Consider the following 26,365-nt stretch of genomic DNA (forward strand, 5'->3'; position numbering starts at 1 on the left):
GGTGGATTTTTTTCACCCTGGAGTAAATTTTTTTATGACGGGAATTCGAGCGGTTCGTACCGGGGGTAGCCGAGCTCCACCCAGGTCTCCTTCCCGCTCCGGATGATGTTGCCGAAGATGAAGATCAGGGGCGGGCTGGTCAGGTCCCCGGGGTGCACGCCGATGATCCAGGGGTGCTCCCCGTCGAGCTGGTAGTCCTCGGTGGCGCCGATGCGCTCCCGCAGGCCGTCCATGTAGGCCGCGGCGTAGGCCAGGGCCGATTCCGCGGAAAGCACCTGCATGCCCTCGGCGTGGAAGGTGCGGCCCGTGTTGCTGCGCAGGAACATGGCCGGCTCAGGCAGGACCCGCACCAGGGAGGTGGGGTAGGTGGAGCGGAGGGTCGCCAGCAGGATTTCGAGATTGGGTTCCATGCTCAGTACCTCATTTCGCGGTTGAAGGGCACCCCCAGGTGCGTGGGGCCGCGCATGCGGGCCTTGCGGGCCAGGGAGAGGACCAGGATGACCAGGACGTAGGGGAGCATCACGGCGAATTCGTAGGGGAACTTGATGCCCGCCACCTGGATGGCCAGCTGGAGGGACTGGGCCAGGCTGAAGAGCAGAGCGCCGCCCAGGACGCCCAGGGGGCTCCACCGGCCGAAGTACACCAGGGCGACGGCGATGAATCCACGTCCGGCCACCAGGTCGTCCGCAAACATCTTGGCCTGGCACAGCGAGAGATAGGCGCCGCCCAGGCCAGCCATGGCTCCGCCGAGCATGAGCGCCTGGTACCGGACCCGGTTGACGTTGATGCCCATGCTGTCGGCCGCCCGGGGTTCCGTGCCCGCCGCCCGCACCTTCAGGCCCCAGGGCGTCTTGAAGAGCAGGTACCAGCTGGCCGGGACCATGAGAAAGGCGATGTAGACCATGGGATTGTGATTGAAGAGGATGCCACCCAGGAAGGGGATGCGGGAAAGGCCGGGAATGGGCCAGGAGGCCAGGCCTTCCACCCCCGTCACCCCGCCGACGAAGTGGCGGAAGAGGGTGCCCGCCACGCCCCAGCCCATCATCTGGAGCCCGATGCCGGCGATGCCCTGCTCGGCCCGGAAGGTGACCGTGACCAGGGCGAACAGCAGGCCCATGACCACGCCCACCGCGGCGGCCACGGCGAATCCCAGGACGATGCCGTAGGGGGCCAGGGGGCCCGTCTTGATGAAGAAGGCCGGCAGGAAGCCCAGGAAGGCCCCCATGCACATGATGCCTTCGCAGCCCAGGTTGAAGACCCCGGCGCGCTGGTTGAACATCTCCCCCAGGGAGGCCAGGAGCAGCGCCACGGAAAAGGGCACGCCCAGCGACAGGATGTTGTAGACGAGGTCGTGGGTCATGAGGGCTCTCCCGCGCCGGGCTTGCGGAAGCGGGCGATGAACCTCGCCGCCCGTTCCTGCGCATAGGGGTTGTTGAGGTACATCTTGGCGGAGACGATGCAGAGGATGAGGACGCCCATGAGGACGAGGATCATGTTGGCGGGGACGCCGGCGCTCCGCTGGGTCATGTCCGAACCCACCAGGAGCAGCCCGAAGAAGAAGGCCGCCGGCACGATGCCCGCGGGGTGGAGGGCCCCAAAGAGCGCCACCACGATCCCCGCGAACCCGTAGCCCGAGGTGATGTTCTCGATGGCGCGGTGGTGGACGCCGGAGACTTCCACCGCCCCGGCGATGCCCGCGAAGGCCCCCGACAGGCTCATGGCGGCCACCAGGGAACCGGGAACGTGGATGCCCGCGTAGCGCGCGGCCTTGGCCTCGGCCCCCGCCGCCCGCAATCGGAAGCCCCAGGTGGTGCGCCACAGGAAGAACCACACGCACACGCAGAGCACCAGGGCCAGGACCAGGCCCATGTGGAGCCGGGTGCCCGGCACCAGCCGGTCCAGGAAGGCGGCCTCGGGCAGACGCATGGACTGCGGGGTGCCCGAACCCGTCTCCAGTTCGCCCGGGTCGATCATGGGACCGCGCAGGAAGAAGGTGTAGAGCTGGGCCGCGATGTAGTTGAGCATGACCGTGGAGAGGATCTCGTTGACCCCCAGACGGGCCCGCAGGGTGCCCGCGATGGCGGCCCAGAAAGCGCCGCCGGCCGCCCCGGCCAGGATGACCACCGGAAGCAGGGCGGCCTTGGGCCAGGTGGGCAGCGCCAGGGCGGTGGCCGTGGCGGCCAGGATGCCGATGAGCATCTGTCCTTCGGCGCCGATGTTGATGATGCCGCTGCGGAAGGCGATGGCGATCCCGAGGGCCACCAGGATGAGCGGAATCGCCCGCACCAGGATCTCCGTCAGGCCGAAGACGTCCGCGAAGGGCCCCGTGAAGATCGTCACGAAGGTGGCCGTGGGGCTGGCGCCGATGGCCGTGAGCACCAGGGCCGCGCCCAGGGCGGAGGCCAGGGCCGCCAGGACGATGATGGAGCCGCCGTAGAAGAACTTGAAGCGGTTCATTCGGCCACCCCCGCCATGAGCAGGCCCAGCTTCTCGCGCGTGGCCTCAAGGCTGGTGAGGACCTTGAGGATCCGCCCCTTGTAGATGACGGCGATGCGGTCGGAGAGGTTCATGATTTCCTCGAGCTCCTCGGAGATGAGGAGGATGCCTCCCCCCGCACGCCGGCGGGCCAGGAGCTGCGAATGGATGAATTCCTGGGCGCCCATGTCCACCCCCCGGGTGGGGTACACCGAGATGAGGGCCTTGGGTTCCCGGGCCAGCTCCCGGGCCAGGATCACCTTCTGGATGTTGCCGCCGGAAAGGGACCCTCCGGCCGCCGAGGTGGAGGAGCAGCGGATGTCGAAGGAGGCCTTGAGGCTTTCGGCGTTGCGGGCGATCTCCCCCAGCTTGAGCACCACGGACCAGCTGAACCGCGGCGTGGGGAAGTCCTTGAGGACCAGGTTCTCCTTCACCGTGAACCGGGGCACGATGCCTTCGTGGTGGCGGTCCTCGGGAATATAGCCCAGGCCGGCCGCGATCATGGCCGCGGGGCTCCGGTTGGTCATGTCCTTGTCCAGGAACCGCACGGTGCCGGATTCCACCGGTCGCAGGCCCGTGAGCGCCTCGGCCAGTTCCCGCTGCCCGTTGCCGGAAACGCCGGCCAGGCCCAGGATCTCCCCGGCATGCACCTCGAGGTTCAGGCCGTCCAGGGCGAAGTGGCCCCGGTCGCCGCGCACCTTCAGGTCCCGGGCCTCCAGGATGGCGGGGCCCTCCACCAGCAGGCCCTCGTTGCGGGGCAGGTGGATCTCGCGGCCGGTCATGAGCGCGGCCAGTTCGGCCGGGGTGTGGTCCTCGGTGCGGCCGTTGAACACCACCGCGCCGTGGCGCAGGATCGCCACCCGGTGGCTGAGTTCCTTCACTTCGTGCAGCTTGTGGCTGATGAAGATGATGGAGAGTTCGGCCGTCATGCGCTTGAGCCGGTCGATGAGGTCGTCGGTCTCCTGGGGCGTGAGGGCCGAGGTGGGTTCGTCCAGGATGAGGACCTGGGCCCCGAAGCAGAGGGTCTTGATGAGCTCCACCCGCTGCTGCTCGCCCACGGAGAGCTGCCACACGTAGGCGTCGGGGTTCACCGGCAGCTCGTGGTGTTCCGAAACCTCGACGATCCGGGCCCGGGTGGCCTTGAGGTCCAGGTTCATGAACTTGTGGTGCTGCTTGAGGCCCAGGGCCACGTTCTCGGTCACCGTCATGTTGGGCACGAGCATGAAGTTCTGGTGCACCATGCCGATGCCCCGGGCGTAGGCGTCGTTGGGGGTGTGGAAGCGCACGTCCTCGCCGTTGATGGCGATGGTCCCCGCATCCGGCTGGTAGAGGCCCGCCAGGATGTTCATGAGGGTGGACTTCCCGGCCCCGTTCTCGCCCACCAGGGCCAGCACCTCGCCGCGGGCCACCCGTATGGAGACGTTGTTGCAGGCCAGGATTCCGGGGAAGCGCTTGGTTATGCCCGTGAGCTGGAGTTCGTGGATGGGCTCGGCTTTCGCCATGGGGGACTCCGGTAGAGAACGGACCCCGGTATGCCTAGGGCACGCCGGGGTCCACGTTCCGGTGATGCCTTAGAACTTGACGGCTTTCCAGTCCAGCTTGAGCTTGCCGGTGGCGAGGTCGGCCTTGGCCTTGTCCACGGCCTTCTTGATGGCCGGGGTCAGGACCTTGCCCACCTTCTTGTTGTAGTCGAAGACGAAGCCCTTGTTGCGGAAGTTGAGGGGGATGTTCTCCCCGCCCTTGACGCCGGCCTCGCGCTTGGCGATGAGCACCTCGACCACGGTGGCGTAGTTGTAGCTGGAGGCGGCAAGCACCCGCGGGGACTCGGCCACGTTCAGCTGGGAGAGGTCCTGGCCCGCCCACCAGATGCCCTTGTTGGGGCTGGCGGCGACGGCGCGCAGGGCGCCCATGGCCTGCTGGGAGGAACCGGTGAGGAAGTCCGCGCCGGCCTTCATCTGGGTCTGGGCGAGCTCGGAAGCCTTCACGAAGTCGCCGAAGCTGCCGGTGTGGGCGACCTTGACGTTGACCTTGGGGTTCACGGCCTTGGCGCCCAGGACGAAGCCGCGGTCGTACCGGGCCGCATCGCCGCCGTCCACGGGCCCGACCAGGCCCACGACGTTGGTCTTGGTGACCATGCCCGCGATGATCCCGTTCAGGTAGCCGGTCTCTTCGCTCTCGGGCATGTAGGTGAAGACGTTCTTGCCGCCGATGTCCGCGCTGGTGCCGAACACGAAGGTGGTGTCCTTGAAGTCGGGGGCCATCTCGGTGACCAGGTTCTTGTACTGGGCGCCGTGGCAGATGATGATGTCGAACTTCTTGGAGGCGTACTGGCGGGCCGCGGAACCCGCGTCCACGGGCTTCATCTTCTCGCTGTAGCTGTACTCGACCTTGGCCTCGCCGTAGGTCTTCTGCACCTGCTTGATGGCGTCGTGCATGGACTGGCACCAGCCCTTGTCGTCCACGGTGGATTCGACGATAAGGGCGATCTTGACCTTGGCCTTGGGCGGAGCTGCGGAGAGTCCGCAGGTGAACGCGAAGACCGCTCCTAGCGCGAGAACTGGCTTCCTCATGGTCTGCCTCCTGGTTGGGTTAAGGGATTTTCACTCTCGAGTGTACCAGCACTCCCCAAAATGGCTTATTTTTTTCCTGGAATAATAAAATTTTGTTCATCGCCCGGTAGTACCCTGGAGGCACCACACGTGTAAACGGAGGCCTGCCCATGACCGACCAGCCCGGGCCCACCCCCGGCCAGATCCAGCGCCACCTTCGCCGGGCCAACGCGGTCGCCGCCCGGTCCATGGCCATGGGCCACCACCCCTTCGGGGCCCTCCTGGTGGCCCCCGACCACGAGACGGTCCTCCTGGAGCAGGGCAACGTGAGCACCGTGAACCACGCCGAAAGCGTCCTGGCCCGCACCGCGGACATGAACTTCACCCCGGAATACCTCTGGGGCTGCACCCTCTACACCACGGTGGAACCCTGTGCCATGTGCGCCGCGACCCAGTACTGGGCCAACATCGGCCGGCTCGTCTACGGCATGGACGAAAGGCGCCTGCTGAAACTGACCGGCAGCGACCCGGAAAACCCGACCATGGACGTGCCGGCGCGCTACATCTATGCCCACAGCCAGAAGGCGATCCAGGTCATCGGCCCCGTTCCCGAGGTGGAGGAGGAGGTCGCAGAGCTGCACCGGGGGTTCTGGAAAAAGATGTAGTCTTCGGCCGGCGCCAGGGCCGAGCCCCATCCTTCTTAATCCCAAGCATCGCCGTTCATGGACGCCTCTACTGGGGCGCGCGTCTGCCATTCCCGGAATCTTGGATTGGCAGGGGTTATGGATGCTGGGGGGAGGATGTAACCCTCGGTCCCGATGCGGCAGTAGAGATTACGGGGTCTGGAGGTGTCAGATGACCGTACAGGAGATCGATCAGGCCAAGGTAGTGGCATTTGCCAGTGCTCTGTTGGTGCCGGCCTTGCGGAAGGCCAACTGGTGGGGTCCGGAGCAAGTCGTTTGCGACTATTGTCGAGGGCTGGCGCTGCCCGGCGAGCGAAAAAGCATGGAGCCCATGGCGGCGCGGCTCGCACCCGAGAGCACCCAGGCCAAGCATGCGTCGCTGCAACGATTCATCACGGATTCCGTCTGGGATCACCGGGCCATTCTGCGCGGGGCCCGGGACTATGCCTTGCCATTTCTGCTCTCCAGGGGTGCCCTGGAAGCCTGGGTCGTGGACGATACCTCCTTTCCGAAACGCGGTTCCTGCTCCGTAGGGGTGGCCAATCAATACTGCGGCGAGCGGGGCATCGTCGCCAATTGCCAAAGCGTGGTTACGATCAACCTTGCCAACCAATTTGCGAGCCTGCCTACCGCCTACCGGCTGTTCCTGCCCAAGGAATGGACGCAGAATTCAGCCCGCCGCCGGATGACCGGCATCCCGGAGGACATGAAGTTCCTTTCCAAGCCGGAGATTGCGCTTGGACTGATCGATGACCTGATTGCAGAAGGAACGGACTTTGCGCCGGTAGTCGCCGATGCGGGTTACGGCGACAGTGGTGCCTTCCGCAAGGGGCTGGCCGATCGAGGTTTGAGTTTCATGGTGGGAGTCCGCTCCAGCATCTTGGCCTGGAAGGAGGGACAAGGTCCGCTGCCACCCCGGCGGCGGAGGCCCAAGCGCGGGAGATACTCGCAATGTTTCAGGCCCAACCCGAAGCAGCCGACCCGAAAGGTCCTGGTCCTGGCCCAGGGGCTACCGAAGACGGCTTGGAGATCCATCGAATGGCGAGAAGGCTCGAAGGGACCATTGACCTCCCGATTCGCCGCCTGCAGGGTTTTGGTGCCGGGGCTCCTGCGCTCCAAGGGCAACTATGTGTTCATCCATCCGGAGCAATGGCTGCTGGTCGAGTGGCCACCGGAGTCTCCCAGCCCGGTGCGGTTCTGGCTCTCCAACTTACCGGCCAACACCTCGTTGCGAGCCCTAGTCCAGGTGGCCAAGCTGCGCTGGCGGGTCGAGCGGGACTACCAGGAATTGAAGGGGGAACTCGGCTTGGGACACTTCGAGGGCCGGACCTGGGCCGGCTTCCACCACCATGGCAGTTGTTGCTTGGCCACCTTTGCGTTCCTGGTCACCGAGCGAGCTCGGGTTTTCCCCCCTACGATTCACGAACTCCTTGGATCTCCGAAACCTCCCTTTCCCGAAGCCCGTTCCTGGCGGACCCCCGCTGGTCCGGCCCGAACGCCATAGCCCGTTTTCCATCCCCACCCTGAGGGCCTGGGTCGCCCGAGAGGCAATCCGAACCTTGCCCTGGTGTCCCTTCTGTGGCCGACCTGATCCTCGACCGCCTCCCGGAATGCCTTGGCCCGACGTAAGAGCTCCCTGACGCCCCAGTAGAGACGCAGATTCCAGGGATGAAGTGGATAGAACCTTCTCCTCCCCAGCGCTTTTTCTGGTTTTCGCCGGGCGACGGGTTCGTGCGTTGAGGCGAACCTTTTCCTGTCAGTCCTCTACCGGCCGCTCTTCTTCCAATCGGCCAGGAAGCCCTCGATGCCCTTGTCGGTCAGGGGGTGCGCCAGCATCTGGTCGAAGACCTTGGTGGGGATCGTCGCCACGTGGGCGCCGGCCAGGGCGGACTCGGTGACGTGGCGGGGGCTGCGGATGGAGGCGGACAGCACCTGGGTCTCCAGGTCGTAGTTGGTGAAGATCGTCACCAGATCCTCGATGAGTTCCATGCCCACGGCGTTGATGTCGTCCAGGCGGCCCACGAAGGGGCTCACGTAGGTGGCGCCGGCCTTGGCGGCCATGAGGCCCTGGGTGGCGCTGAAGCAGAGGGTGACGTTCGTGCGGATGCCCTCGGCCTTGAAGGCGTGGGTGGCCTTGAGGCCTTCGGCGGTCAGGGGGACCTTGACCACCACGTTCTTGTGGATCTTGGCCAGGAGGCGGCCTTCCTTGATCATGGTCGGGGCGTCCAGGGCGATGACCTCGGCGGAGATGGGGCCGTCCACGATGGAGCAGATCTCCTCGATGATCGCCTCGAAGGGCTTGCCGGATTCCTTGGCGATGAGGCTGGGGTTGGTGGTGACGCCGTCCAGGATCCCCCATTCGTTGATGCGCTTGATCTCGCTGATGTTGGCGGTGTCGATGAAGAATTTCATGGAATCTCCTTGGGGCCTGGAAGTCGCGCGCCCCCTCGGCCCGCTGGGGCCGGCCGGGGCGCGCGGGGTTCGCCTGCCAAGCATCCCCATTCTCGCAGGTCCCGGGGGGCGCCGGAAGGGGCGTCGACATGAACGAGCGGTGGCCGGGCGGAGCCAGGCCGCCGCCTCTGGTTACAATGGGGCAACTGGAGACCTCCCATGCCCTTGACCGAACTGGCCGTCCTGGACCGCGGATTCGTGAAGCTCGTGGACCACATGGGTTCGGACCTCAGCGTGGTGAACGCCGCGCGGGTGTCCTTCGGGAAGCGCAAGGAGGTGTTCGACGAGGCGGACGGGAAGCTCATTTCCTATCTGGCGGAACACGACCACACCTCGCCCTTCCGGCACACGGCTTTGACCTTTCATGTGAAGGCGCCGATCTTCGTTTTCCGCCAGTGGATGAAGCACCGCATCGCCAGCGAGTTCAATGAGATCAGCGGCCGCTATGTGGAATTCCCCGAGGATGAGTTCTTCGTGCCTGAGACCTTCCGCCGCCAGGCCAAGGTGAACAAGCAGGGGTCCGAAGGTCAGGTGGACGGCGAAGCGGGGGACCAGGCCCACGCCATCTTCCTGGACAGCTGCCGGAACGCCGTCGCCCAGTATAAAAAGCTAATTGCTCTCGGGGTCTGCCGCGAACAGGCCCGCTGCGTCCTGCCCCTGGGGCTCTATTCCGAAGTCTACTGGACCGTCAGCCTCCAGGCCGTCGCCCACTTCATCCGCCTGCGCACCGACGGCCACGCCCAGTGGGAGATCCAGCAGTACGCCCACGCCGTTCGGCGCATGGTGGAGGAACTCTACCCCCATGCCCTCAAGGCCCTCCTGGAGAACGTCCACCCGTGACCCTCCCGCCGCTCAATCCCGCCCTCCTCCACCTGGACTCCGACCACCTCTGGCTCATGCACTGTTCCGAGGGGCCGGTGCCCCGGTCGGTGGTGCGCAGCGTCCGGGCCTACCTGCACAAGGAACTCTGGCCCTGGGAGCTGAAGTGGAAGGAGGACTACCTGGGCATTCCCGACGAGCTGCGCCGGGAGGCCGCGAAGATCGTGGGTGGGGAAGCCTCGGACATCACCCTCACCCCCTCGACCTCCTCGGGCCTGGTGACGGTGGCCCAGAGCCTGCGGTGGAGCCGCGGGGACGAGGTGGTGGCGCCCCTGGGGGAGTTTCCCACCAACATCTGGCCCTGGAAGGCCCTGGAGGCCCGCGGGGTGCGATTCCGGGAGGTGCCCCTCTGGGACGGGCACCAGGCCGGGGCGGCCGCGTGGAGTTCCACGGCGCCCCGGGCGGGCGACGACGTGGAAGCCCGCCTCCTGGCGGCGCTGGGCCACGCCACCCGCGTCCTGGCGGTTTCGTGGGTGCGCTTCCAGGACGGCCTCAAGCTGGACGTCGCCGCCCTGGGCGCGGCGTGCCGGGCGCGGGGCGTGCACCTGGTGGTGGACGGCATCCAGGGCGCCGGCACCCTGCCGGCGGACCTCACCGGGGTCAGCGCGTTCGCTTCCGGCGGCCACAAGGGCCTCCTGGGCCCCCAGGGACAGGGGTTCCTGTGGACGGACCCCGCCTTCCGCAAGGACCTGATCCCCATGGGCTCCTGGATGTCGGTGGAGGAAGGCACGGCCTTCGACCGCGCCTCCACGGACCACAACCGCGCCTGGCTCGAGGACGGCCAGCGCATGGAGCCGGGAACCCTCAGCATCGTCTCCTGCGCCGGAGCCCTGGAGTCCTTCCGCACCGTCAACGAGGCCGGCATCCCGGCCATCGCCGCCCACATCCGCCGGCTTCAGGAACGGTTCCTGGAAGGGCTGGCCCGGAACCCCGCCTGGGCGGAGGAGGCGCAGCGCCTGCGGACCCTCCTGGAAGCGGGGCGCCTGGGCTCCATCCTGAGCCTCCACCACGGGGGCCGGGGACCCGCGGCCATGCAGGAACTTCTCATGAAGGGCATGCGCAGGGGCGTCTACGCCTCGGTGCGGGAGGGCTACCTGCGGGTGGCCTTCCACGGCTGGCACGATCCCGAGGACGTGGAACGCGTGGTGGATTGGCTGGAATAGTCGCTCTACCATGGAGGGTCGCCCCGGAGAACCCATGACCCCACTGTTCCTCAGCCTGCTGCTCGCCGCCGCCCCTGTGGTTCCCGACGGGGGGACCGTCGTGGCCAAGGGCCAGAAGTTCCTGGCCGAGGTGGCGCGCACGCCGCAGGAGCAGGCCCTGGGCCTCATGCGCCGCACCTCCCTGGCCAAGGACCGCTGCATGATCTTCATCTACCCCGACGAGGGGACCCGCAGCATCTGGATGAAGAACTGCCTCATCTCCCTGGACGTGGCCTGGGTGAAGGAGGACGGCACCATCGTGGAGACCGCCGAGGCCGTGCCCCCCTGTTCCCCCATGCGGGGCGACGACTGCCCCACCTACGGCGGGGCGGTCCTTTCCCGGCACTTCGTGGAATTTCCCTCGGGCACCCTCAGGAGGCTGTCCCTGCGCAAGGGCGATCGCCTGGGCTGGAACCTGACCCTGAGCGACGGCACGCGCGTCACCGGGGGCCTTCCGGTGCCGGCCGACGGCGTGAAGGCCCGCAAGGGGAGAAGGAAATAACTATTCCACCGGGGGCGGGGGCTCGGCGACCTTCCGGGTCGGGGGCTCGACCCCCCTCCAGCCGGCCATCCAGGCAAGGTTCAGGGCCAGGGAGCCCAGGATGAAGGCCGAGAAGAAGTAGACGAAGAAGCGCTCCCGCAGGATGGGAATCATGGCCAGGACCAGGAGGAGGGCCAGGGTCAGGAGCCGGGCCGCGCCCGGGCTGGCGGAGCGCTTCTTGAAGCTGGGGAAGCGGAGGGTCGAGACCATCAGCAGGCCCACCAGGAACAGCAGGGCGGCGAAGGCGTAGGCCACCCAGGCCCGGGTGGGGGCCTCCGGCCAGCAGAGGATCACCGCGGCGATGCAGGCCGCGCCCGCGGGAATGGGCATGCCCACGAAGAAGCGCGCGTCCACCGACCCCACCTGGACGTTGAACCGGGCCAGGCGCAGGGCCCCGCAGGCCACGAAGAAGAAGGAGGCCCCCCACCCCACGGCGCGAAGCTGGGGGTCGGCCAGGCCGAGTTGGAAGAACCCGTAGCGGTAGGCCAGGATGGCCGGGGCCATGCCGAAGCTCAGGACGTCGGCAAGGGAGTCCAGCTGGACCCCGAATTCGGTGGCGGTGTTGGTGGCCCGGGCGATGCGGCCGTCCAGGCCATCGAACACACCGGCGGCCAGGAGCAGGCCCGCGGCCCACAGGAAGTAAACGCCCGGATGGTCTCCGGCGGCGTTGATGGACATGACCACGCTGGAGAATCCGCAGAAGACGGAAAGCAGGGTGATGGCGGAGGGCAGGGCGAACTTCGACCGGGCGACAACCCGCCTCCGGCGCTCCCGGCGCTCCTCGGGGTTCATTTTCTGTTTCATTCCCTGATTCTCCCACCAAACCCTTTGGGCACGGGGTGGCAAATTGACCCGCCGCCGTTCGGCATCGATTGTGCTGGCAAGCCCCGGGAACCCTGCCTACATTGGGAAGACTTGACGGGAGGGTTCCATGGACAGGGTCCTGCAGTTCGTTCTGGTGATCGTGCTTCTGGTCCTGACGGGGTTCCTCGTGCCCCTCCTGCTCCAGCTGATGCGCACCGCCAAGGCGGTGGAGGTGCTGGCCGAGAGCGCCCGGGAGGACCTGCGCCAGATCGCCCTGGACGTGCACCAGACCCGGCAGAGCCTGGACCGGGTGACGGGCCTGGTGGAGCGGAGCCTGGAATTCCCGGCGACCGCGGGAGGCCTGGCCGTAGCCCTGGTGCGGTCCTTGACCGGACTCCTGGACCGGGGGCCCTCGCCCTGGCTGGAAGCCCTCCTGACAGCGGTGAAAATCGGCATATCTTTCTTCAAGCGGACCCCTGGGGACGCCACTGAAAAGGAGAAGCCAAATGAGTGATTCAAGGGATAACGTGGGTTCGACGCTGCTGTTCTTCCTGCTGGGCGCCGCGGTCGGCGCGGTGGTGGTGGCCCTCACCACACCCAAGTCAGGCCGCGAATTGCGGGGAGACCTCAAGGACATGTCCAACAAGGTCCGCGACAAGGCCCGCCGCCTGGGCAACGAGATCTACTCCAACGCCACCGACGCCATGGCCGACGAGTCGTCCCGGGGCTGATCCCGTATAGACTGGGTGCCGTGGGGCATTCATGCAGCTGGTGGTCATAGGGGGAGGACACGCGGGCATCGAGGCGGCGAACATCGCGGCCAGGATGGGAATGCCCACGGTCCTTCTCACCATGAACCTGGACCAGCTCGGACAGATGAGTTGTAACCCCAGCATCGGCGGCGTGGGCAAGGGCCACATGGTGCGCGAGCTGGATGCCCTGGGCGGGGCCATGGGCCGCTTGGCGGACGCCACGGGCATCCACTTCCGCATTCTCAATGCCAGCCGCGGGGTGGCGGTGCGGGGCCCCCGGGCCCAGGCGGACCGGGTGAAGTATCGCTCCGCCGCCCGCAACCACCTGGAGCGGCTTCCGGGTCTGCGCCTGGCCCAGGGGATGGCGGCGGAGTTGAAGTGGGCGAACGGACGGTTGTGCGGCGTTGAGCTGACGGACGGCTCCGTTCTTCCCTGCGACGCCGTGGTGGTCACCTCCGGCACCTTCCTGAACGGCAAGGTTCTCATCGGCGAGCGGAAGCTGGATTCCGGCCGGGCAGGGGAGCCTCCCTCCACCCACCTGGCCCAGCAGCTGCGGTCGCTGGGCCTGGCCTGCCGGCGCCTGAAGACCGGCACCAGCCCCCGCATCAACGCCGACACCATCGATTTCGGGCTCCTGGAGCCCCAGTGGGGGGACCCGGCGCCGCACCCCTTCAGCTTCTTCGGCCCGGGCATCCGCCAGCGGCAGGTGCCCTGCCACATCGTGCACACCACAGCGGAGACAGAGCGGGCGGTTCGGGAGAACCTGGCGCGGTCCTCCATGTACGGCGGCCACGTGGAGGGCGTGGGTCCGCGCTACTGCCCCTCCATCGAGGACAAGTTCGTGAAGTTCCCCGGCAAGGAGAGCCACCAGATCTTCGTGGAGCCGGATTCCCTGGAGACCCGGGAGATCTACCTGGCGGGCCTTTCCACCTCCATGCCCGTGGATGTGCAGGAGCGCATGGTGCGCAGCCTGCCGGGGTTCTCCCGGGCGGAGATCCTGCGGCCGGGCTACGCGATCGAATACGACAGCTTCGACCCCCTCCAACTGACCCGGGGTCTGCAGGTGAAGGACCTGGAGGGCGTCTGGTTCGCCGGCCAGATCAACGGGACAACCGGCTACGAGGAGGCCGCGGGCCAAGGGCTCATGGCCGGCATCAACGCCGTGCGGAGCCTGCGCGGGCAGGAACCCGTGGTCCTGGGCCGGGACCAGGCCTACATCGGAGTCATGATCGACGACCTGGTGACCAAGGGAACGGATGAGCCCTACCGCATGCTCACCGCCCGGGCCGAGCACCGCCTGGCCCTGGCCTGCGACCTCGCCGACGCGCGGCTCCTGGATGTGGCCCGGGAGGTGGGGGCCCTGTCCGACGAGGAGCTGGGTTCGGTGGAGGCCCGCATGGCGCGCCGGGCCCGCCTGCGTGGGCAGTGCGAGGCCGCCTGGGTGGCGCCCACCTCCCCGTTCGGCCCCATCGCCGCCCAGGCGGGCCTGACCCTGGCTTCGGGCATGACCCTCCTGGACCTCCTGCGCCGCCAGCAGATCACCCCGGACCTGGCGAGCGACGCCCTGGCCCTGCTGGAGGGGTGGGACGTGCCCCAGGAAGGCTGGGATCCCGACTGGGAGCGGGACATTCTGCTCTTCGAGGCCCGCTACCAGGGCTTCCACGAGCGGGAGGCCCGCCTGCTCCAGGGCCAGCGCGCCTGGGACCACGTGCGCATCCCCGTGGACTTCCGGGTGGAGCACCTGCCGGGGCTGAGCACGGAAGTGAAGGAGAAGCTCCAGCGCCACCGGCCCGAGACCCTGGGCCAGGCGTCCCGCATCCCGGGCATCACCCACGCGGCGGTGACCCTCCTGCACCTGCTGCTCGAGCGGAACCGCCCGGCCTGAGTCCGGTCAATCGCGCTTGCCGACCAGGTCCTTCAGGTACGCCAGGAACGGCTCCCGCAGGTCCTCCCGCTTCAGGGCGAACTCCACGTTGGCCTTCAGGTAGTCAAGCTTGTCCCCGGTGTCGAACCGCCGGGCCGGGATGGGCGCAGCGACCAGCCTGCCCGCTTCCGCCATGACCATGAGCGCGTCCGTGAGCTGGTATTCGCCGCCCACCCCCGGCTTGATCCGGCTCAGGTGTTCGAAGACCTCGGGCAGCACCACGTACCTCCCCACCACCGCCCAACGGCTGGGGGCCTGGTGGGGCAGGGGCTTCTCGACGATGCGGTCCACGTCCCACCAGGGCTGGGCGCCGGATCCCGGCCCACCCACGATGCCGTAGCGGGACACGTGGCTCTCGGGCACCTCCTGCACGCCCACCACGGACTTGCCCGTGGCCTCGTAGGCGGCGATGAGGGCGCCCAGCGCGGGGTCGGCCTCGTCGAAGACGTCGTCGCCCAGAAGCAGGGCGAAAGGCTCGTCGCCCACGGCGTGCCGGGCGCAAAGCACCGCGTGGCCCAGGCCCAGGGGCTCCCCCTGGCGCACGTAGGAGAACTGCCCCAGGTGGGTGATGCCCTGCACGAGCTTGAGGTCCTCGCTCTTGCCCCGGCGGTCCAGGGCCTCCTCGAGTTCGTAGGCCACGTCGAAATGGTTCTCGATGGCCTGCTTGCCCCGGCCCGTGATGAGGACGATGTTCTCGATCCCGGCGTGGATCGCCTCCTCCACCACGTGCTGGATGACCGGCTTGTCCACCAGGGGCAGCATCTCCTTGGGCTGGGCCTTGGTGGCCGGCAGGAACCGGGTTCCCAGGCCCGCGACGGGGATGACGGCTTTCCGGATCTTCTGCATGGTCCGATTATGGCATGGCGGGCAGGGGGAAGCGCATGGTGGTCCCCTTGCCCTCCTCGCTTTCGATGTGGATCTCGCCCCCGTGGGCGCGGATGATTTCGCGGCAGATGGCCAGCCCCAGGCCGGTGCCCTTGCCGTCGGGCTTCGTCGTGAACATGGGCTTGAACACCTTGGGGAGCACCTCCGGGGGGATGCCCATGCCGGTGTCCGCCAGGCTCACCAGCCACCGCCCCCCCTGGGGATCGGGTTCCACCTTGAGGTCCAGGCGGCCTCCGTCGGGCATGGCGTCCACGGAATTGTTGACCATGTTCAGGAAGAGCTGCTCCATCTGCTTTCGGTCCACGTGCAGCACGCAGGGGTCCGGCGCCTGGAGGCCGAAGGTCACGCCGTGGCTGGTCAGGGTCGGGCTCCACAGGCGCTGGAGATCGGCCATCAGGGGCCCGAGGGGCACGGGTTCGGGGTGGATGCGGGGCCTGCGGGTGGAACTCATCATCTTCCGGACGATGTCGCCCACGCGCTCGATCTGGCCCCGGATGACCCCCAGGCGGTCCCGGGTGCGCTCCGAGACGTCGCTCTGGCCCTCCAGGAGCTGCAGGTGGCTGTTGACCAGGTTCAAGGGCGTGCCCACCTCGTGGGCGAAGGCCGCCGTGAGCTGGCCGGCCACCGCCAGCCGCTCCTGCTGGCTCAGCTCCTCCCGCAGGAGGGCGTTGCCCTCCATGAGGTTCTCGAGCTCCTGGTTCTTGGCCTGCAGCGCGGAGAGGGCGTCCTGGATCCGGTTCTGGAGGCCGGCGTTGAGGCCCTTGATCTCCTCGATGAGCTGCTCGCGCTCCAGGGAGGCGCGCTCGAGCTGGGCCGCCATGAGATTGAAGCGGTTGGCGATGATGCCCAGTTCGTCGTTGCTGCGCACGTCGGTGCGCGCCGAGGGGTCCCCCCGCTCCAGGCGGGTCATGGCGTCGGTGATGCTGCGGATGGGCTCGGTGACCACCGTGGCCAGGATCACCCACAGGAGGATGAACTCGCCCAGGAGGACGAAGGGCAGCCTCACGTAGGTATTCCGCAGGTTGTGGTCCCACACGGTCTCCCAGTGCTCCAGGTCGCAGTAGGTGCGGATGAGGCCCAGGGGAGGCTGTCCCTTCCGGGGGTTCTTGATGGGCAGGTAGAACTTCCAGGCGCGGTTCCCGGTGTTGAGGTAGACCAGCTCGGCCTGGGGGCCGCCCTTCATGTAGCTGCCGATCTCCTTGCCGTAGGACACCGACGCGTCGTCCTCGGAGGAGGTGACCAGGGACACCTCGTCGGCGTTCTCCCGCTTGAAGACGTCGATCTGGAAGATGCTGCGGTCCTGGCCCGCCAGCCCTTCCAGGAGCTCCTCGATGCCGCGCTGGTCCTTGAAGTCGTGGAAGTCCTTGTCCCAGCGCTGGAGGATCTCCGTCTCCACCACCGACGAGGTCTCCCAGGCCAGGTTCCGGGTGTAGGTGAGGATCTCCCGCCGGCTGTTCCGCGTGATGGAGTAGGCCACCGCGATGGTGAGCAGGCTGGTCACCAGGGCCGTGACGATGAAGAGCTTGGCGTGGAGGCTGCGGAACCAGCCCAGGGGGATGAATCTCATGGGTTCCCTTCCCCGGGCAGGCCGAGGGCCTCCCTAAGCGAGGCCCGGAAGCCCTGCGGCGGCATGCCCGCGGCCGCGGTCCGGAACCGTTCGAATGCGCCCAGCCTGGCTTCGCCCACGTAGGCCAGGAGCTCCAGGGTCCCCGAGGCGAGCCGGGTCCGGCGCCGCGCTTCCAGGCCCTCGTGGAGTTCCTGGAGGACGTCCTCGAGCAGGGCGAGGTCGTGGTGCTCGCCCAGGGCCGTCTGGAGCTCCCGGAGCTGCGTGAGGGCGGTCCCGGGCGGGTCCGCGAAGGCCCCGGCCAGGACCTCCAGGGCGTAGCGCAGGCGCTTGACCCGGATCCGCGCGGCGTGGAGGGCCGGCGGGTCCTCCCGGTCCAGGAGCCCGGGCAGGGGCGAGAACGCGGCTTCCAGGCGCGGGTCCAGGGCATCCCACACGTCCGCCGCCAGGTTCCCGGGCGCGAAGGGGTCCGGGAAGCTGGGGACCTGGAGAAGTTCGGGAAGCCGCTTGAGGGGAGCGCCCTCAAGACGCCGGGCCATCCTGCGGCGCGCCTTGACCCTCCGGGCCTCCAGCACCTCCAGGGCGTGCTCCCGGGCCGAACCCGTGGCCAGCCCGGGCACCGCGAGGCCCTCCAGCCGCGCACTGTGGACGTCCAGTTCGCGGGTCAGGCCCAGGGCCCGGGTGAGGCGCCGCAGCCTGCGGGCGTGGCGCCGGAAACCCGGGTACAGCTCCGGCCGGACCAGGTCCAGCACGGCCCGCACCCGCCGGGAGCCGACCCGCACCTGGTGGAGCCCCTCCGGATCCCGAAGCCAGGCCGGGTCCGCCAGGAGCCCGCAGAGCCGCTCCACCCGCGCCTCCAGGGCGCGGTGCAGGAGGATGCTGAGCTCCAGGGCGTGCATGTGACCATCATAGAGAAGAAATAATCCGCACGCCGTTCACGGATGCGAAATTTTGGCGTAAAATCCCTGGACGAGGTGAGGATGGACAGCATCAACATCAAGGGCGCCCGGGAACACAACCTCAAGAACGTGGACCTGGTCCTTCCCCGGAACAAGCTGGTGGTCATCACGGGCCTGTCCGGCAGCGGCAAGTCGAGCCTGGCCTTCGACACCCTCTACGCCGAAGGGCAGCGGCGCTACGTGGAGAGCCTTTCGGCCTATGCCCGCCAGTTCCTGGACCAGATGGAGAAGCCCGACGTGGACAGCATCGAGGGCCTTTCGCCCGCGATCTCCATCGAGCAGAAGACCACCAGCCGCAACCCGCGGTCCACCGTGGCCACCGTCACGGAGATCTACGACTACCTGCGCCTTCTCTTCGCGCGGGTGGGCCGTCCCCAGTGCATGGCCTGCGGCCAGCCCATCGCCAGCCAGACCATCCAGGAGATGGCGGACCAGATCCTCGCCCAGCCCCAGGGCATGAAGGTCCAGATCCTGGCGCCGGTGGTGCGCGCCCGCAAGGGCGAGTACAAGAAGCTCCTGGCCGACCTCATGAAGCGCGGCTACATCCGGGCCCGGGTGAACGGGACGATGCTCGACCTCACCGACGGCGTCCCCGACCTGGACAAGCAGAAGAAGCACACCATCGAGGTGGTCATCGACCGCCTCAAGAACGCCGAGGGCATCAGCTCGCGGCTGGCGGACAGTCTCGAGATCGCCTGCAACCTCGCCGAGGGTTCCGCCCTGGTGGACCTGGGGGGGACCGAGCGCCTCTTCTCCTCCAAGCTCGCCTGCAACAACGCCAAGTGCCAGCGCTTCGGCATGGGCATCCCGGACCTGGAACCCCGCTCCTTCAGCTTCAACTCGCCCTTCGGGGCCTGCCCCACCTGCGACGGCCTGGGCTTCAAGCGCCAGTTCGCCGAGGAGCTGATCGTTCCCAACCCCGAGCTGAGCATCAGCCAGGGCTGCATCGTCGCCAGCGGCTGGAAGTCCGCGGGCGAGGACGGCTGGCGGGCCCAGTTCCTGGGCCAGCTCTCCAAGGCCCTCTCCTTCAGCCTGGACACCCCCTGGAAGAAGCTCTCCGCCGACGTGCGCCGGGTGCTGCTCCACGGCCTGGACCGCAAGATGAAGTTCATCTACCAGAACAAGGGCAACCGCTACGAGTTCATGCACAACTTCGAGGGCGTCGTGGGCAACCTCGAGCGCCGCTACCGGGAGACGTCCAGCGAGGAGATCCGCGCCGAGATGGAGGAATCCATGCGGATCACCCCCTGCGAGGCCTGCGGGGGCACCCGGCTAAAGCCCGAGATCCTGTCGGTGTTCGTGGGGGGGCTCCACATCGCCGCCGTGAGCGCCATGAGCGTGCGGGACGCCCGGGTCTGGTTCGGGAACCTGCGCCTGGAGGGCAAGGACGCCGTCATCGCCGGCAAGGTGTTCAAGGAGATCAACGAGCGCCTGGGCTTCCTGGACGACGTGGGCCTGGGCTACCTGACCCTGGACCGGTCCGCGGCCACCCTCAGCGGCGGCGAGGGCCAGCGCATCCGGCTGGCCACCCAGATCGGCTCCAAGCTCCAGGGCGTCATGTACGTCCTGGACGAGCCCAGCATCGGCCTCCACCAGCGGGACAACCAGAAGCTGCTGAACACCCTCAAGGACATGCGGGACCTGGGCAACACCGTCCTGGTGGTGGAGCACGACCTGGAGACCATCCTCGCCGCCGACCACGTGGTGGACCTGGGTCCCGGGGCCGGCGAGCACGGCGGTTACATCGTGGCCCAGGGCACCCCGGAGGAGATCAGCACCAGCGAGGCCTCCGTCACGGGCCACTTCCTCTCCGGCCGCGAGACCATCCCCGTGCCCCGCAAGCGCCGCAAGGCCACCCGCGGCCACATCCAGGTCACCGGGGCCCAGGAGAACAACCTGCGCAAGGTGGACGCCTCCTTCCCCATCGGGCTGTTCACCTGCGTCACCGGGGTCTCCGGCTCGGGCAAGAGCACCCTCGTGAACGAGATCCTGTACAAGGCCCTGGCCAACCAGCTGCACCAGGGCGTCCACGTGGTGGGCAGGCACAAGGCCATCAAGGGCCTGGAGCACGTGGACAAGGTCATCGACATCGACCAGGCCCCCATCGGACGCACCCCCCGGAGCAACCCCGCCACCTACACCGGCCTCTTCACCCCCCTTCGGGATCTCTTCTCCCAGCTGCCCGAGAGCAAGGCCCGGGGCTACACGCCGGGCCGGTTCAGCTTCAACGTCAAGGGCGGGCGCTGCGAGAAGTGCGAGGGGGACGGGGTCCTCAAGATCGAGATGCACTTCCTGCCCGACATCTACGTCACCTGCGAACAGTGCAAGGGCAAGCGCTACAACCGGGAGACCCTGGAGATCCACTACAAGGGCCACAGCGTCTCGGACGTGCTGGCCATGACGGTGGAGGAGGCGCTGGTCCTCTTCTCCCCCATCCCCGTGCTGGCCAACAAGCTCCAGACCCTGTCGGACGTGGGCCTGGGCTACATCCGGCTGGGCCAGAGCGCCACGACCCTGTCCGGGGGCGAAGCCCAGCGGGTCAAGCTGGCCCGGGAGCTGTCAAAGCGTCCCACCGGGCGCACCCTCTACATCCTGGACGAGCCCACCACGGGCCTTCACCTCAAGGACATCCAGAAGCTCCTGGAGGTCATCGGGCGGCTCATGGACGCCGGCAACACCGTCGTCGTCATCGAGCACAACCTGGACGTCATCAAGACCGCCGATCACATCCTGGACCTGGGTCCCGAAGGGGGCGCCGAAGGGGGACTGATCATCGCCACCGGCACGCCCGAAGAGGTCTCCCGGAACAAGAACAGCGTCACCGGCCGTTATCTGAAACCCTACCTCAAGTGATTCTAGGCTTTGGTGTCGATCGTCCTGCCCAGGTGGGCGGGCGGGGGAGCTTTGGGAGCTTCCTGGGCCTTGGGCGGGGCGGGGACCTCCGCCTTCTTGGGCGTTTCGACCTTCGCGGCCTGCGCGTGCTGCTGGATTCTGGAAACGTTCATGGCTGACCCCCTGGTGAACCCGTCAAGCGTATGTGTCCACGGCGCGTCCCACGCCCCCGGCGCTGTCGATGAGCCGGGCGAGGTCCTCCCCCTGCGTCCGGGCCATGTCCAGGACCTTGCGTTCCACGCTCACGCCCACGGCGGACCTCGTCAAGGCCGCCTGCTGGCCGATGATGCTCTCTACGGATAGGCCCACGTCCACGGGAATGCTCCTGAACCCTTCTTATCGGTCCTTCACGGGTTTCACTTTAGGCAAACGGGCCCGGAGCAGCGCAGCGGCGTCCTGGAGGGTGAGATCCGCCCCCTTCGTCTGGGCGGTGGCCGCCCGGTTGACCTCGGCGATGGCGTCGAAGACTTCACGCCGGTGAACCTGGACTTCCTTGGGCGCCTTGATGCCCAGGCGGACCCCATCCTTGCTCACGCCGACGACCAGGACCTCGATATTCCCATTGATGATGAGCGATTGATCAAGTTTCCGGGTGATGACAAGCATGGGGACCTTTCCGGCTACTTGTCAGAAATGACGGGAAACTTGAGGGGGAAGTGCTCGGTGTTCAGCACCACCTGACGGCCCTGGCGGGTGCGCAGGTTGATGAGGATGGGCCCGGCCAGGTTCGCGGTCATGAGCCGCGGGTCCTCGGGGATGACCACCAGGGCCAGCACCAGGGCCTCGGCGGCGTCCTCGATGGCCAGGGCCCGGGCATCCTCACCGGAAAGGGGCACCTGGTAGTCCATCTTGATGGCGGCCACATCGATGCACACGAAATGGATATCCTCCCGGTCCACGGGCTGGAGGAACTTGAGGGGGTACGCGTCCGAGGGCTCCAGCAGGGAGAAGGTCCTCAGCTCGGGGAAGCCGATGAGGCCGGCGGGAAAGGTGATCTCCCCTTCGCTCCGGGGCAGGAAGACCGGGAACTGGAGCGGGAAGGTCCGGGTGTCCAGCTGCACCTGCACGGCCTTGCGGGTGCGGGTGTTGATGACCAGCGGTCCGGCCAGGTTGGCGGTCATGCGGCGCGGGTCCTCGCCCGGAACCACCACGATGACGAGCACCAGGGCATCCTCGGGTTTCTCCAGCGCCAGGATCTCCGCATCCTCAGGGGCCAGCGGCACGTCGTAGTCCCCCTTGACGGTCGCGGCGTCCATGCAGGCGAAGGAGATGTCCGGCGAGGCCACGGCCTGGAGGAACTTGAGGGGGTAGGTCCCCTCGGGCTCGAAAACCCGGAATTCCGTCAGTGCCGGGAATCCCGCGAGGGCCTTCGGGAAGGTGACGACGTAATCTTCCTGACTCATCCGCGCTCCTGGAACAGGGTGGTGGTCCATCATCCCATCGACGGCTGGTTCCGGAACCGTTATTTCGAGTCGAACACAGCCCACAGCTCGTCGAGCCGGTTGCGCCGGAACCGGGGGTTGGGAATGCACCGCTCCAGGGCCTCCTTGGACCGGGGCGGATGTTCCAGCCGCGCGAGAATCCAGCGGTTGCCCAGTTCCATCACCGCGGCCACATCGCCCTGGTTGCCCCAGACGTGCCGCAGGTGCGTGAGCCGCCTCGCCCTTTCCACGGCCGTTTCGCCCAGCCCCATGTGCCGGACCTTGTCCACCACGGGGTGGTCGCTGGGGGGCCGGTAGCTCCGAACCCGCTGGATGGCGCGGCGCATCTCGCCGGGCAGCTGCGCCAGCCGCGGCCCCACCTCCGGGTCATTCCTCTTGGCGTCGGCCTCGGTGGCCAGGGTCCGCAGGAGGGGCAGCAGCAGGGCAGCGTCCCGGGCCGCATAGCTGATCTGCGCCTGGCGGAGGGGCCGGTACATCCAGTTGGAATCCTGCTCCTCCTTGGGGATCTCCACGCCCAGCTTGAGGCGCGCCATGGTCTTGAGCCCGGGCTGCGGGTACCCGAGGGTGCGCGCCAGGAGCATCGTATCCATCACGGACGAGGGCACCACGTCGTAGATCCGCTTGAAGACGATGCCGTCGCCCGAGAAGTCGTGGACGATCCAGGGGACCTCGGCCATGGCCTCCAGGGTGGGCTTCATGAGCTGCGGAATGGCCAGGGGGTCCACGAGCCAGGACCGGTCGTGGGTGGCCACCTGCAGCAGCGCCAGCACGCAATGGTGGAACCCCGTGAGGCTGCATTCGATGTCCACCGCCAGCAGGTTGGCCGCGAACCAGTGGGGGAGCGCCTCCGCGAGCGTCTCGGGCGAATCCACAAACGAGGTTGGGAGATCGAAGTGTGCCAGTGACATCCCTAGAGTGTGCCCGAAATTCGGATCGACTAGACTGGCAAGGGAGAAATCGATGGGCAAATCACTTTTCTGGGCGACGTTCGTCACAGTCTTCCTGGCCGAGCTGGGGGACAAGACGCAGCTGGCCGCCATGACCGCCACGGCCCGTTCCGGGGCCCTGCTGACCGTCTTCCTCGCGGCCAGCGCCGCCCTGGTGTGCGCGACGGCCATCGGCGTCCTGGTGGGCGGCGCCCTCTTCAAGGTCATACCGGAGCATATGGTGAAATATGCCGCCGGCACGGCCTTCATCGCGGTGGGGATCTGGGTGCTGGCTAAAGGCTAGCCAGGGCTCCGAGCACCTGCCGGTCGTGCTCCGCGGTCTTGACGTCGGTCATGATGGAACGGATGACACCGTCCCGGCCGATGATGAAGGTGACCCGCTTGGCGATCCCCATCACCGGCATGCGGACCCCGTAGGCGTCGATGATGGTGTGGCCGGGATCCGCGAGGATCGAGAAGGGCAGGTGGTACTTCTGGGAAAACGCCGCGTGGCTCGTGACGTCGTCGGCGCTCACGCCCAGGATGACGGCGCCCTTGGCCTTGATGGCCTCGAAGCCGTCCCGCAGGGAGCAGGCCTCCTTCGTGCAGCCCGGGGTGTCGTCCTTGGGGTAGAAGTACAGCACCACCGCGGATTTCCCGGCAAAATCGGCCAGCTTCACGGTTTTCCCGTTCTGGTCCTGGGCGCTGAAGGGGGGTGCGGCCATCCCCGGCTTCAGGTCGGCCGCGCCGAGGGACATGCCGGTGAGGGCGGCCAGGGCCGTGGCAAGAAAGGTACGGGGTGTGGACATGGGATTCCTCCTGGGCCTTTGATGCCGGGAAAGCGATTGTGTTTCCCGCCGTCAATCCGGAAGCTGGAACCGGATGGCCCCCAGCAGGGCCACCGGGCAGGTCACGGCCCTGAGGATGCTTCCCCCCAGGGTGACGGCCTTCCAGCCCGCCCCCGAAAGGAGCGCGAATTCGCCGTCGGTGATCCCCCCCTCGGGACCGCTGGTGAAGGCGATGGGCCCCGGCCCGGGCCGGGGGTTGCCGTCTCCCGCGCGCACCTCGTAGGCGACCCAGCGCTGGTCGACGTCCACCTTCAGCAGGTCCCCGAAGACCGCAGGCTGGCCCAGGGCCGGGATGCGGGAGCGGTGGCTCTGTTCACAGGCGCCGCGGATGATCCGCTGCCAGCGTTCGAACCGCGCCAGGGTCCTGGCGGGGTCGTACTCGCTGCGTTCATAGGCCACGGGCCGGATGGAGGTGACCCCCAGCTCCACCAGCCCGGGCAGCATGTCGTCAAGGAGCGCGAGCTGGGCCGTGATCGGCACCCAGGCGTGGATCGGATGGGCCGGCTCCCTCTCTTCGGCCAGGGGCCTCACGAGACGGGCCACGGCCCGGTCCTTGGAGATCTCCGCGAGGTCGGCCTTCCAGGGGCCCGAGGGCAGAACCAGTTCCAGCGCGGCGCCGGTGCCCAGCCGGAGCACCCAGAGGTGCTTGGCCTGGGCGGGCTCCAGGGGGAGAAGGGTGCCTTCCATGGGGGGGGGACCGTCGTTGAGGAAAAAGCGCGGGAGGCTCATGCTGGAATCTTCCCCTAAACTGGAAGTCTGGAGGCAACTTGTTCCACGCATTGCTCGAATCCGCACCTTGGTGGGCCTGGCTGGGGTTCCACGTCCTCGTTTTCGCCATGCTGGCCCTGGATCTGGGGGTCTTCAACCGGTCGGCCCATGAACCCTCGATCCGGGAATCCGGCATCTGGACCGCGGTCTGGATCGCCCTGGCCCTGGCCTTCAACGGTCTCATCTTCATCTACATGGGGCCGGTCCACGCCGGGGAGTACCTCGCGGGCTACCTGCTGGAGAAGTCCCTGAGCGTCGACAACCTGTTCGTCTTCGTCCTCGTCTTCACATCCTTCCAGGTGCCGCGCAAGAACCAGCACCGGGTCCTGTATTGGGGCGTCCTGGGGGCGCTCATTATGCGCGCCATCATGATCCTGGCTGGAACCGCCCTCCTGGAGCGCTTCGCCTGGATGACCTTCGTGTTCGGGGGCTTCCTCATCTACACGGGCATCAAGATGCTCCTTCACCGAGACGAGGAACCCGGCGATCCCCGGGACGGAGCCGTGGCCAGGCTGGTGCGGAGGTTCCTGCCCTATGATCCCGACGCCGGCTACGCGCGGCTCTTCATCCGCCGGGGCGGCCACACCTACGCGACCCCCATGTTCCTGGTCCTGGCCGTGGTGGAGATGACCGACCTGGTCTTCGCCGTGGATTCGATCCCCGCCGTCCTGGCGGTGACGCGCAACCCCTTCATCGTCTACACGTCCAACGTGTTCGCCATCCTCGGCCTGCGGAGCCTCTACTTCCTCCTGGCGCGCATGGTGGACCGGTTCCACCATCTCGGCACCGGCCTGGCTGTGATCCTCGCCCTGGTGGGCGTGAAGATGTGCATCGCCGAATGGTTCCACATCCCCATCTGGATCTCCCTCCTGGTGATCGGGGTCATCCTGGCCGGCTGCATCCTCCTGAGTCTGTGGACGACCCGCCCGGGCAAAGGCAGGGCCTGATGCGCATCTGGAACCACGCCCTCGAGGCGGCGCCGCCCGAAGGTCCCAGCGTGGTCACCCTGGGCAACTTCGACGGGGTACACGCGGCGCACCACGCCGTGCTGGAGCTCGCGGCCTCCCGGGCCCGGGAACTGGGCCTCACGGCCGCCGTGGTCACCTTCGACCCCCATCCTTCCGTGGTCGTCGCCCCGGAACGCAAGCCCAGGCTCCTCATGACCCTGCCCCAGCGCCTGGAGGCCTTCCGGGCCGCGGGCATGGACCTGGCCTGGGTGATCCCCTTCAGCCGCGCCTTTTCCGAACTCAGCCCCGCGCAGTTCCTCCTGGGGCTGCAGCGGGCGCTGGCGCCGCGCGAGCTGCACGTGGGCCGGCAGTTCCGTTTCGGCAAGGACCGCGCCGGCTCCCTCGAGGCCCTGGAAGAATGGGGCCGCGCGACCGGTTGTGAGATCCATACCCACGCGTTGCGCGCGCCCGACGGCGGCCACCTCTCGTCAACGCGCATCCGCGCGGCGCTGGAAGCCGGCGACGTGGAGGAGGCCGCCAGCCTGCTGGGCCATCCCTACGCCCTGACGGGGATCGTCGTGGAAGGGGAGCGCCGCGGGCGCCAGATGGGCTTTCCCACCGCCAACCTCGCCTGGGAGCAGGAACAGCTGCCCGCCAACGGTGTCTACGTGACCGAAGTGGCCGGCGCCCATCTGCCGGAGCCGCGGCGGGGCCTCACCAACGTGGGGGAGAAGCCGACCTTCGAAGGCCGCGCCATCACAGTGGAGACGCACCTGCCGGGCTTCCAGGGGGACCTGTACGGAGCCCACCTGACCGTGCGCTTCCTGCACCGCGTCCGGGGGGAGATGCGGTTCTCCGGTGTGGAAGCGCTGCG

The 26,365-nt window shown here is 67.7% G+C and carries 29 protein-coding genes (1 of these 29 only partly in view); 12 read left to right on the forward strand and 17 right to left on the reverse strand.

Translation table 11 applies throughout. The features are described 5' to 3' along the window. Positions 1-32: 32 nt before the first annotated feature. The 5 genes from ACZ5LB_RS15595 to ACZ5LB_RS15615 all read right to left on the reverse strand — a co-directional run bounded on the left by ACZ5LB_RS15595 (position 33) and on the right by ACZ5LB_RS15615 (position 5,045). Positions 33-410: a hypothetical protein gene (locus ACZ5LB_RS15595; RefSeq protein WP_464603131.1), complete on the reverse strand. Its 378-nt coding sequence runs from the start codon at positions 408-410 to the stop codon at positions 33-35. Between the two features lie 2 nt (positions 411-412). Then, on the reverse strand, positions 413-1,360 hold the full coding sequence (locus tag ACZ5LB_RS15600) for an ABC transporter permease (protein ID WP_464603132.1): 948 nt from the start codon (positions 1,358-1,360) through the stop codon (positions 413-415). After that, the gene (locus ACZ5LB_RS15605; protein WP_464603133.1) at positions 1,357-2,457 is read right to left on the reverse strand and encodes an ABC transporter permease; all 1,101 of its coding nucleotides are present in this window, start codon (positions 2,455-2,457) and stop codon (positions 1,357-1,359) included. Before ACZ5LB_RS15605 ends, ACZ5LB_RS15600 begins: the two co-directional genes overlap by 4 nt. Next, complete coding sequence (locus ACZ5LB_RS15610) at positions 2,454-3,977, reverse strand: ABC transporter ATP-binding protein (RefSeq protein WP_464603134.1); 1,524 nt, start codon at positions 3,975-3,977, stop codon at positions 2,454-2,456. The genes ACZ5LB_RS15605 and ACZ5LB_RS15610 overlap by 4 nt, the downstream gene beginning before the upstream one ends. 69 nt (positions 3,978-4,046) lie before the next feature. Then, entirely contained in the window at positions 4,047-5,045 is a 999-nt protein-coding gene (locus ACZ5LB_RS15615; protein WP_464603135.1) for a BMP family lipoprotein, read from the reverse strand. 149 nt (positions 5,046-5,194) lie between these two features. Here ACZ5LB_RS15615 and ACZ5LB_RS15620 point away from each other — a divergent pair, with 149 nt between their 5' ends. Then, positions 5,195-5,689: a nucleoside deaminase gene (locus ACZ5LB_RS15620; RefSeq protein ID WP_464603136.1), complete on the forward strand. Its 495-nt coding sequence runs from the start codon at positions 5,195-5,197 to the stop codon at positions 5,687-5,689. Between the two features lie 190 nt (positions 5,690-5,879). After that, complete coding sequence (locus ACZ5LB_RS15625; protein ID WP_464603137.1) at positions 5,880-7,211, forward strand: IS701 family transposase; 1,332 nt, start codon at positions 5,880-5,882, stop codon at positions 7,209-7,211. 260 nt (positions 7,212-7,471) lie between these two features. Here the strand turns inward: ACZ5LB_RS15625 and fsa are convergent, their stop codons facing one another. Further along, complete coding sequence (fsa, locus tag ACZ5LB_RS15630; RefSeq protein WP_464603138.1) at positions 7,472-8,119, reverse strand: fructose-6-phosphate aldolase; 648 nt, start codon at positions 8,117-8,119, stop codon at positions 7,472-7,474. Between the two features lie 198 nt (positions 8,120-8,317). On the opposite strand from fsa, the gene thyX reads away from it, so the two are divergent. Genes thyX through ACZ5LB_RS15645 form a run of 3 tightly spaced genes read left to right on the forward strand, consistent with a single transcriptional unit; the run spans position 8,318 to position 10,741 of the window. Further along, entirely contained in the window at positions 8,318-8,998 is a 681-nt protein-coding gene (thyX, locus tag ACZ5LB_RS15635) for an FAD-dependent thymidylate synthase (RefSeq protein ID WP_464603139.1), read from the forward strand. Then, on the forward strand, positions 8,995-10,200 hold the full coding sequence (locus ACZ5LB_RS15640) for an aminotransferase class V-fold PLP-dependent enzyme (RefSeq protein WP_464603140.1): 1,206 nt from the start codon (positions 8,995-8,997) through the stop codon (positions 10,198-10,200). The genes thyX and ACZ5LB_RS15640 overlap by 4 nt, the downstream gene beginning before the upstream one ends. A 34-nt stretch (positions 10,201-10,234) precedes the next feature. Further along, positions 10,235-10,741: a DUF192 domain-containing protein gene (locus tag ACZ5LB_RS15645; protein WP_464603141.1), complete on the forward strand. Its 507-nt coding sequence runs from the start codon at positions 10,235-10,237 to the stop codon at positions 10,739-10,741. Here the strand turns inward: ACZ5LB_RS15645 and pssA are convergent, their stop codons facing one another. Further along, entirely contained in the window at positions 10,742-11,584 is an 843-nt protein-coding gene (gene pssA / locus ACZ5LB_RS15650) for a CDP-diacylglycerol--serine O-phosphatidyltransferase (RefSeq protein WP_464603142.1), read from the reverse strand. It lies immediately after the preceding gene. 127 nt (positions 11,585-11,711) lie between these two features. Here pssA and ACZ5LB_RS15655 point away from each other — a divergent pair, with 127 nt between their 5' ends. Genes ACZ5LB_RS15655 through mnmG form a run of 3 tightly spaced genes read left to right on the forward strand, consistent with a single transcriptional unit; the run spans position 11,712 to position 14,221 of the window. Continuing rightward, positions 11,712-12,098 carry a hypothetical protein gene (locus ACZ5LB_RS15655; RefSeq protein WP_464603143.1) on the forward strand — a complete coding sequence of 129 codons (387 nt, stop codon included), beginning with the start codon at positions 11,712-11,714 and terminating at the stop codon, positions 12,096-12,098. Then, a complete protein-coding gene (locus ACZ5LB_RS15660) occupies positions 12,091-12,315 on the forward strand; it encodes a YtxH domain-containing protein (RefSeq protein ID WP_464603144.1) in 225 nt (74 codons plus the stop codon). The genes ACZ5LB_RS15655 and ACZ5LB_RS15660 overlap by 8 nt, the downstream gene beginning before the upstream one ends. Positions 12,316-12,346: 31 nt before the next feature. Then, positions 12,347-14,221, forward strand: coding sequence for a tRNA uridine-5-carboxymethylaminomethyl(34) synthesis enzyme MnmG (mnmG, locus tag ACZ5LB_RS15665; RefSeq protein ID WP_464603145.1), 1,875 nt, complete (start codon positions 12,347-12,349; stop codon positions 14,219-14,221). Between the two features lie 6 nt (positions 14,222-14,227). Here mnmG and galU read toward each other — a convergent pair whose 3' ends face one another. From galU to ACZ5LB_RS15680, 3 genes are read right to left on the reverse strand one after another with little or no spacing between them, the layout of a single operon-like run. Further along, positions 14,228-15,106: a UTP--glucose-1-phosphate uridylyltransferase GalU gene (galU, locus tag ACZ5LB_RS15670; RefSeq protein WP_464603146.1), complete on the reverse strand. Its 879-nt coding sequence runs from the start codon at positions 15,104-15,106 to the stop codon at positions 14,228-14,230. 7 nt (positions 15,107-15,113) lie between these two features. Continuing rightward, positions 15,114-16,712, reverse strand: coding sequence for a sensor histidine kinase (locus ACZ5LB_RS15675; RefSeq protein WP_464603147.1), 1,599 nt, complete (start codon positions 16,710-16,712; stop codon positions 15,114-15,116). After that, the gene (locus tag ACZ5LB_RS15680; protein WP_464603148.1) at positions 16,709-17,608 is read right to left on the reverse strand and encodes a CHAD domain-containing protein; all 900 of its coding nucleotides are present in this window, start codon (positions 17,606-17,608) and stop codon (positions 16,709-16,711) included. The genes ACZ5LB_RS15675 and ACZ5LB_RS15680 overlap by 4 nt, the downstream gene beginning before the upstream one ends. Positions 17,609-17,683: 75 nt before the next feature. Here ACZ5LB_RS15680 and uvrA point away from each other — a divergent pair, with 75 nt between their 5' ends. Next, positions 17,684-20,521 carry an excinuclease ABC subunit UvrA gene (gene uvrA / locus ACZ5LB_RS15685; protein WP_464606322.1) on the forward strand — a complete coding sequence of 946 codons (2,838 nt, stop codon included), beginning with the start codon at positions 17,684-17,686 and terminating at the stop codon, positions 20,519-20,521. A gap of 2 nt (positions 20,522-20,523) precedes the next feature. Here the strand turns inward: uvrA and ACZ5LB_RS15690 are convergent, their stop codons facing one another. From ACZ5LB_RS15690 to ACZ5LB_RS15710, 5 genes are read right to left on the reverse strand one after another with little or no spacing between them, the layout of a single operon-like run. Further along, positions 20,524-20,673: a hypothetical protein gene (locus ACZ5LB_RS15690; protein ID WP_464603149.1), complete on the reverse strand. Its 150-nt coding sequence runs from the start codon at positions 20,671-20,673 to the stop codon at positions 20,524-20,526. Positions 20,674-20,695: 22 nt separating this feature from the next. Then, positions 20,696-20,875 (reverse strand): hypothetical protein, encoded by a 180-nt coding sequence (locus ACZ5LB_RS15695; protein WP_464603150.1) that lies wholly within the window; start codon positions 20,873-20,875, stop codon positions 20,696-20,698. 21 nt (positions 20,876-20,896) lie between these two features. Then, the gene (csrA, locus tag ACZ5LB_RS15700) at positions 20,897-21,166 is read right to left on the reverse strand and encodes a carbon storage regulator CsrA (protein WP_464603151.1); all 270 of its coding nucleotides are present in this window, start codon (positions 21,164-21,166) and stop codon (positions 20,897-20,899) included. 14 nt (positions 21,167-21,180) lie between these two features. After that, positions 21,181-21,963, reverse strand: coding sequence for a flagellar assembly protein FliW (fliW, locus tag ACZ5LB_RS15705; RefSeq protein WP_464603152.1), 783 nt, complete (start codon positions 21,961-21,963; stop codon positions 21,181-21,183). 59 nt (positions 21,964-22,022) lie between these two features. After that, on the reverse strand, positions 22,023-22,874 hold the full coding sequence (locus ACZ5LB_RS15710; RefSeq protein ID WP_464603153.1) for a ribonuclease D: 852 nt from the start codon (positions 22,872-22,874) through the stop codon (positions 22,023-22,025). 88 nt (positions 22,875-22,962) lie between these two features. Here ACZ5LB_RS15710 and ACZ5LB_RS15715 point away from each other — a divergent pair, with 88 nt between their 5' ends. After that, the gene (locus ACZ5LB_RS15715; RefSeq protein ID WP_306598426.1) at positions 22,963-23,232 is read left to right on the forward strand and encodes a TMEM165/GDT1 family protein; all 270 of its coding nucleotides are present in this window, start codon (positions 22,963-22,965) and stop codon (positions 23,230-23,232) included. On the opposite strand, the gene ACZ5LB_RS15720 is transcribed toward ACZ5LB_RS15715, so the two are convergent. Beyond that, a complete protein-coding gene (locus tag ACZ5LB_RS15720; RefSeq protein WP_464606324.1) occupies positions 23,222-23,686 on the reverse strand; it encodes a peroxiredoxin in 465 nt (154 codons plus the stop codon). The two genes, ACZ5LB_RS15715 and ACZ5LB_RS15720, sit on opposite strands and share 11 nt — an antisense overlap. 102 nt (positions 23,687-23,788) lie before the next feature. Further along, the gene (locus ACZ5LB_RS15725; protein WP_464603154.1) at positions 23,789-24,505 is read right to left on the reverse strand and encodes an RsmE family RNA methyltransferase; all 717 of its coding nucleotides are present in this window, start codon (positions 24,503-24,505) and stop codon (positions 23,789-23,791) included. Between the two features lie 38 nt (positions 24,506-24,543). On the opposite strand from ACZ5LB_RS15725, the gene ACZ5LB_RS15730 reads away from it, so the two are divergent. Together ACZ5LB_RS15730 and ribF are read left to right on the forward strand one after the other, a co-directional pair. Next, entirely contained in the window at positions 24,544-25,491 is a 948-nt protein-coding gene (locus ACZ5LB_RS15730; RefSeq protein ID WP_464603155.1) for a TerC family protein, read from the forward strand. Next, a protein-coding gene (gene ribF, locus ACZ5LB_RS15735; protein WP_464603156.1) for a riboflavin biosynthesis protein RibF crosses the window boundary here: on the forward strand, positions 25,491-26,365 show its 5' portion. 58 nt of this gene lie beyond the right edge of the window; the window shows 875 of its 933 coding nt (coding positions 1-875); the start codon lies at positions 25,491-25,493; its stop codon lies off the right edge, out of view. The genes ACZ5LB_RS15730 and ribF overlap by 1 nt, the downstream gene beginning before the upstream one ends.

It is taken from the genome of Mesoterricola sp. MK458 (assembly GCF_055384935.1).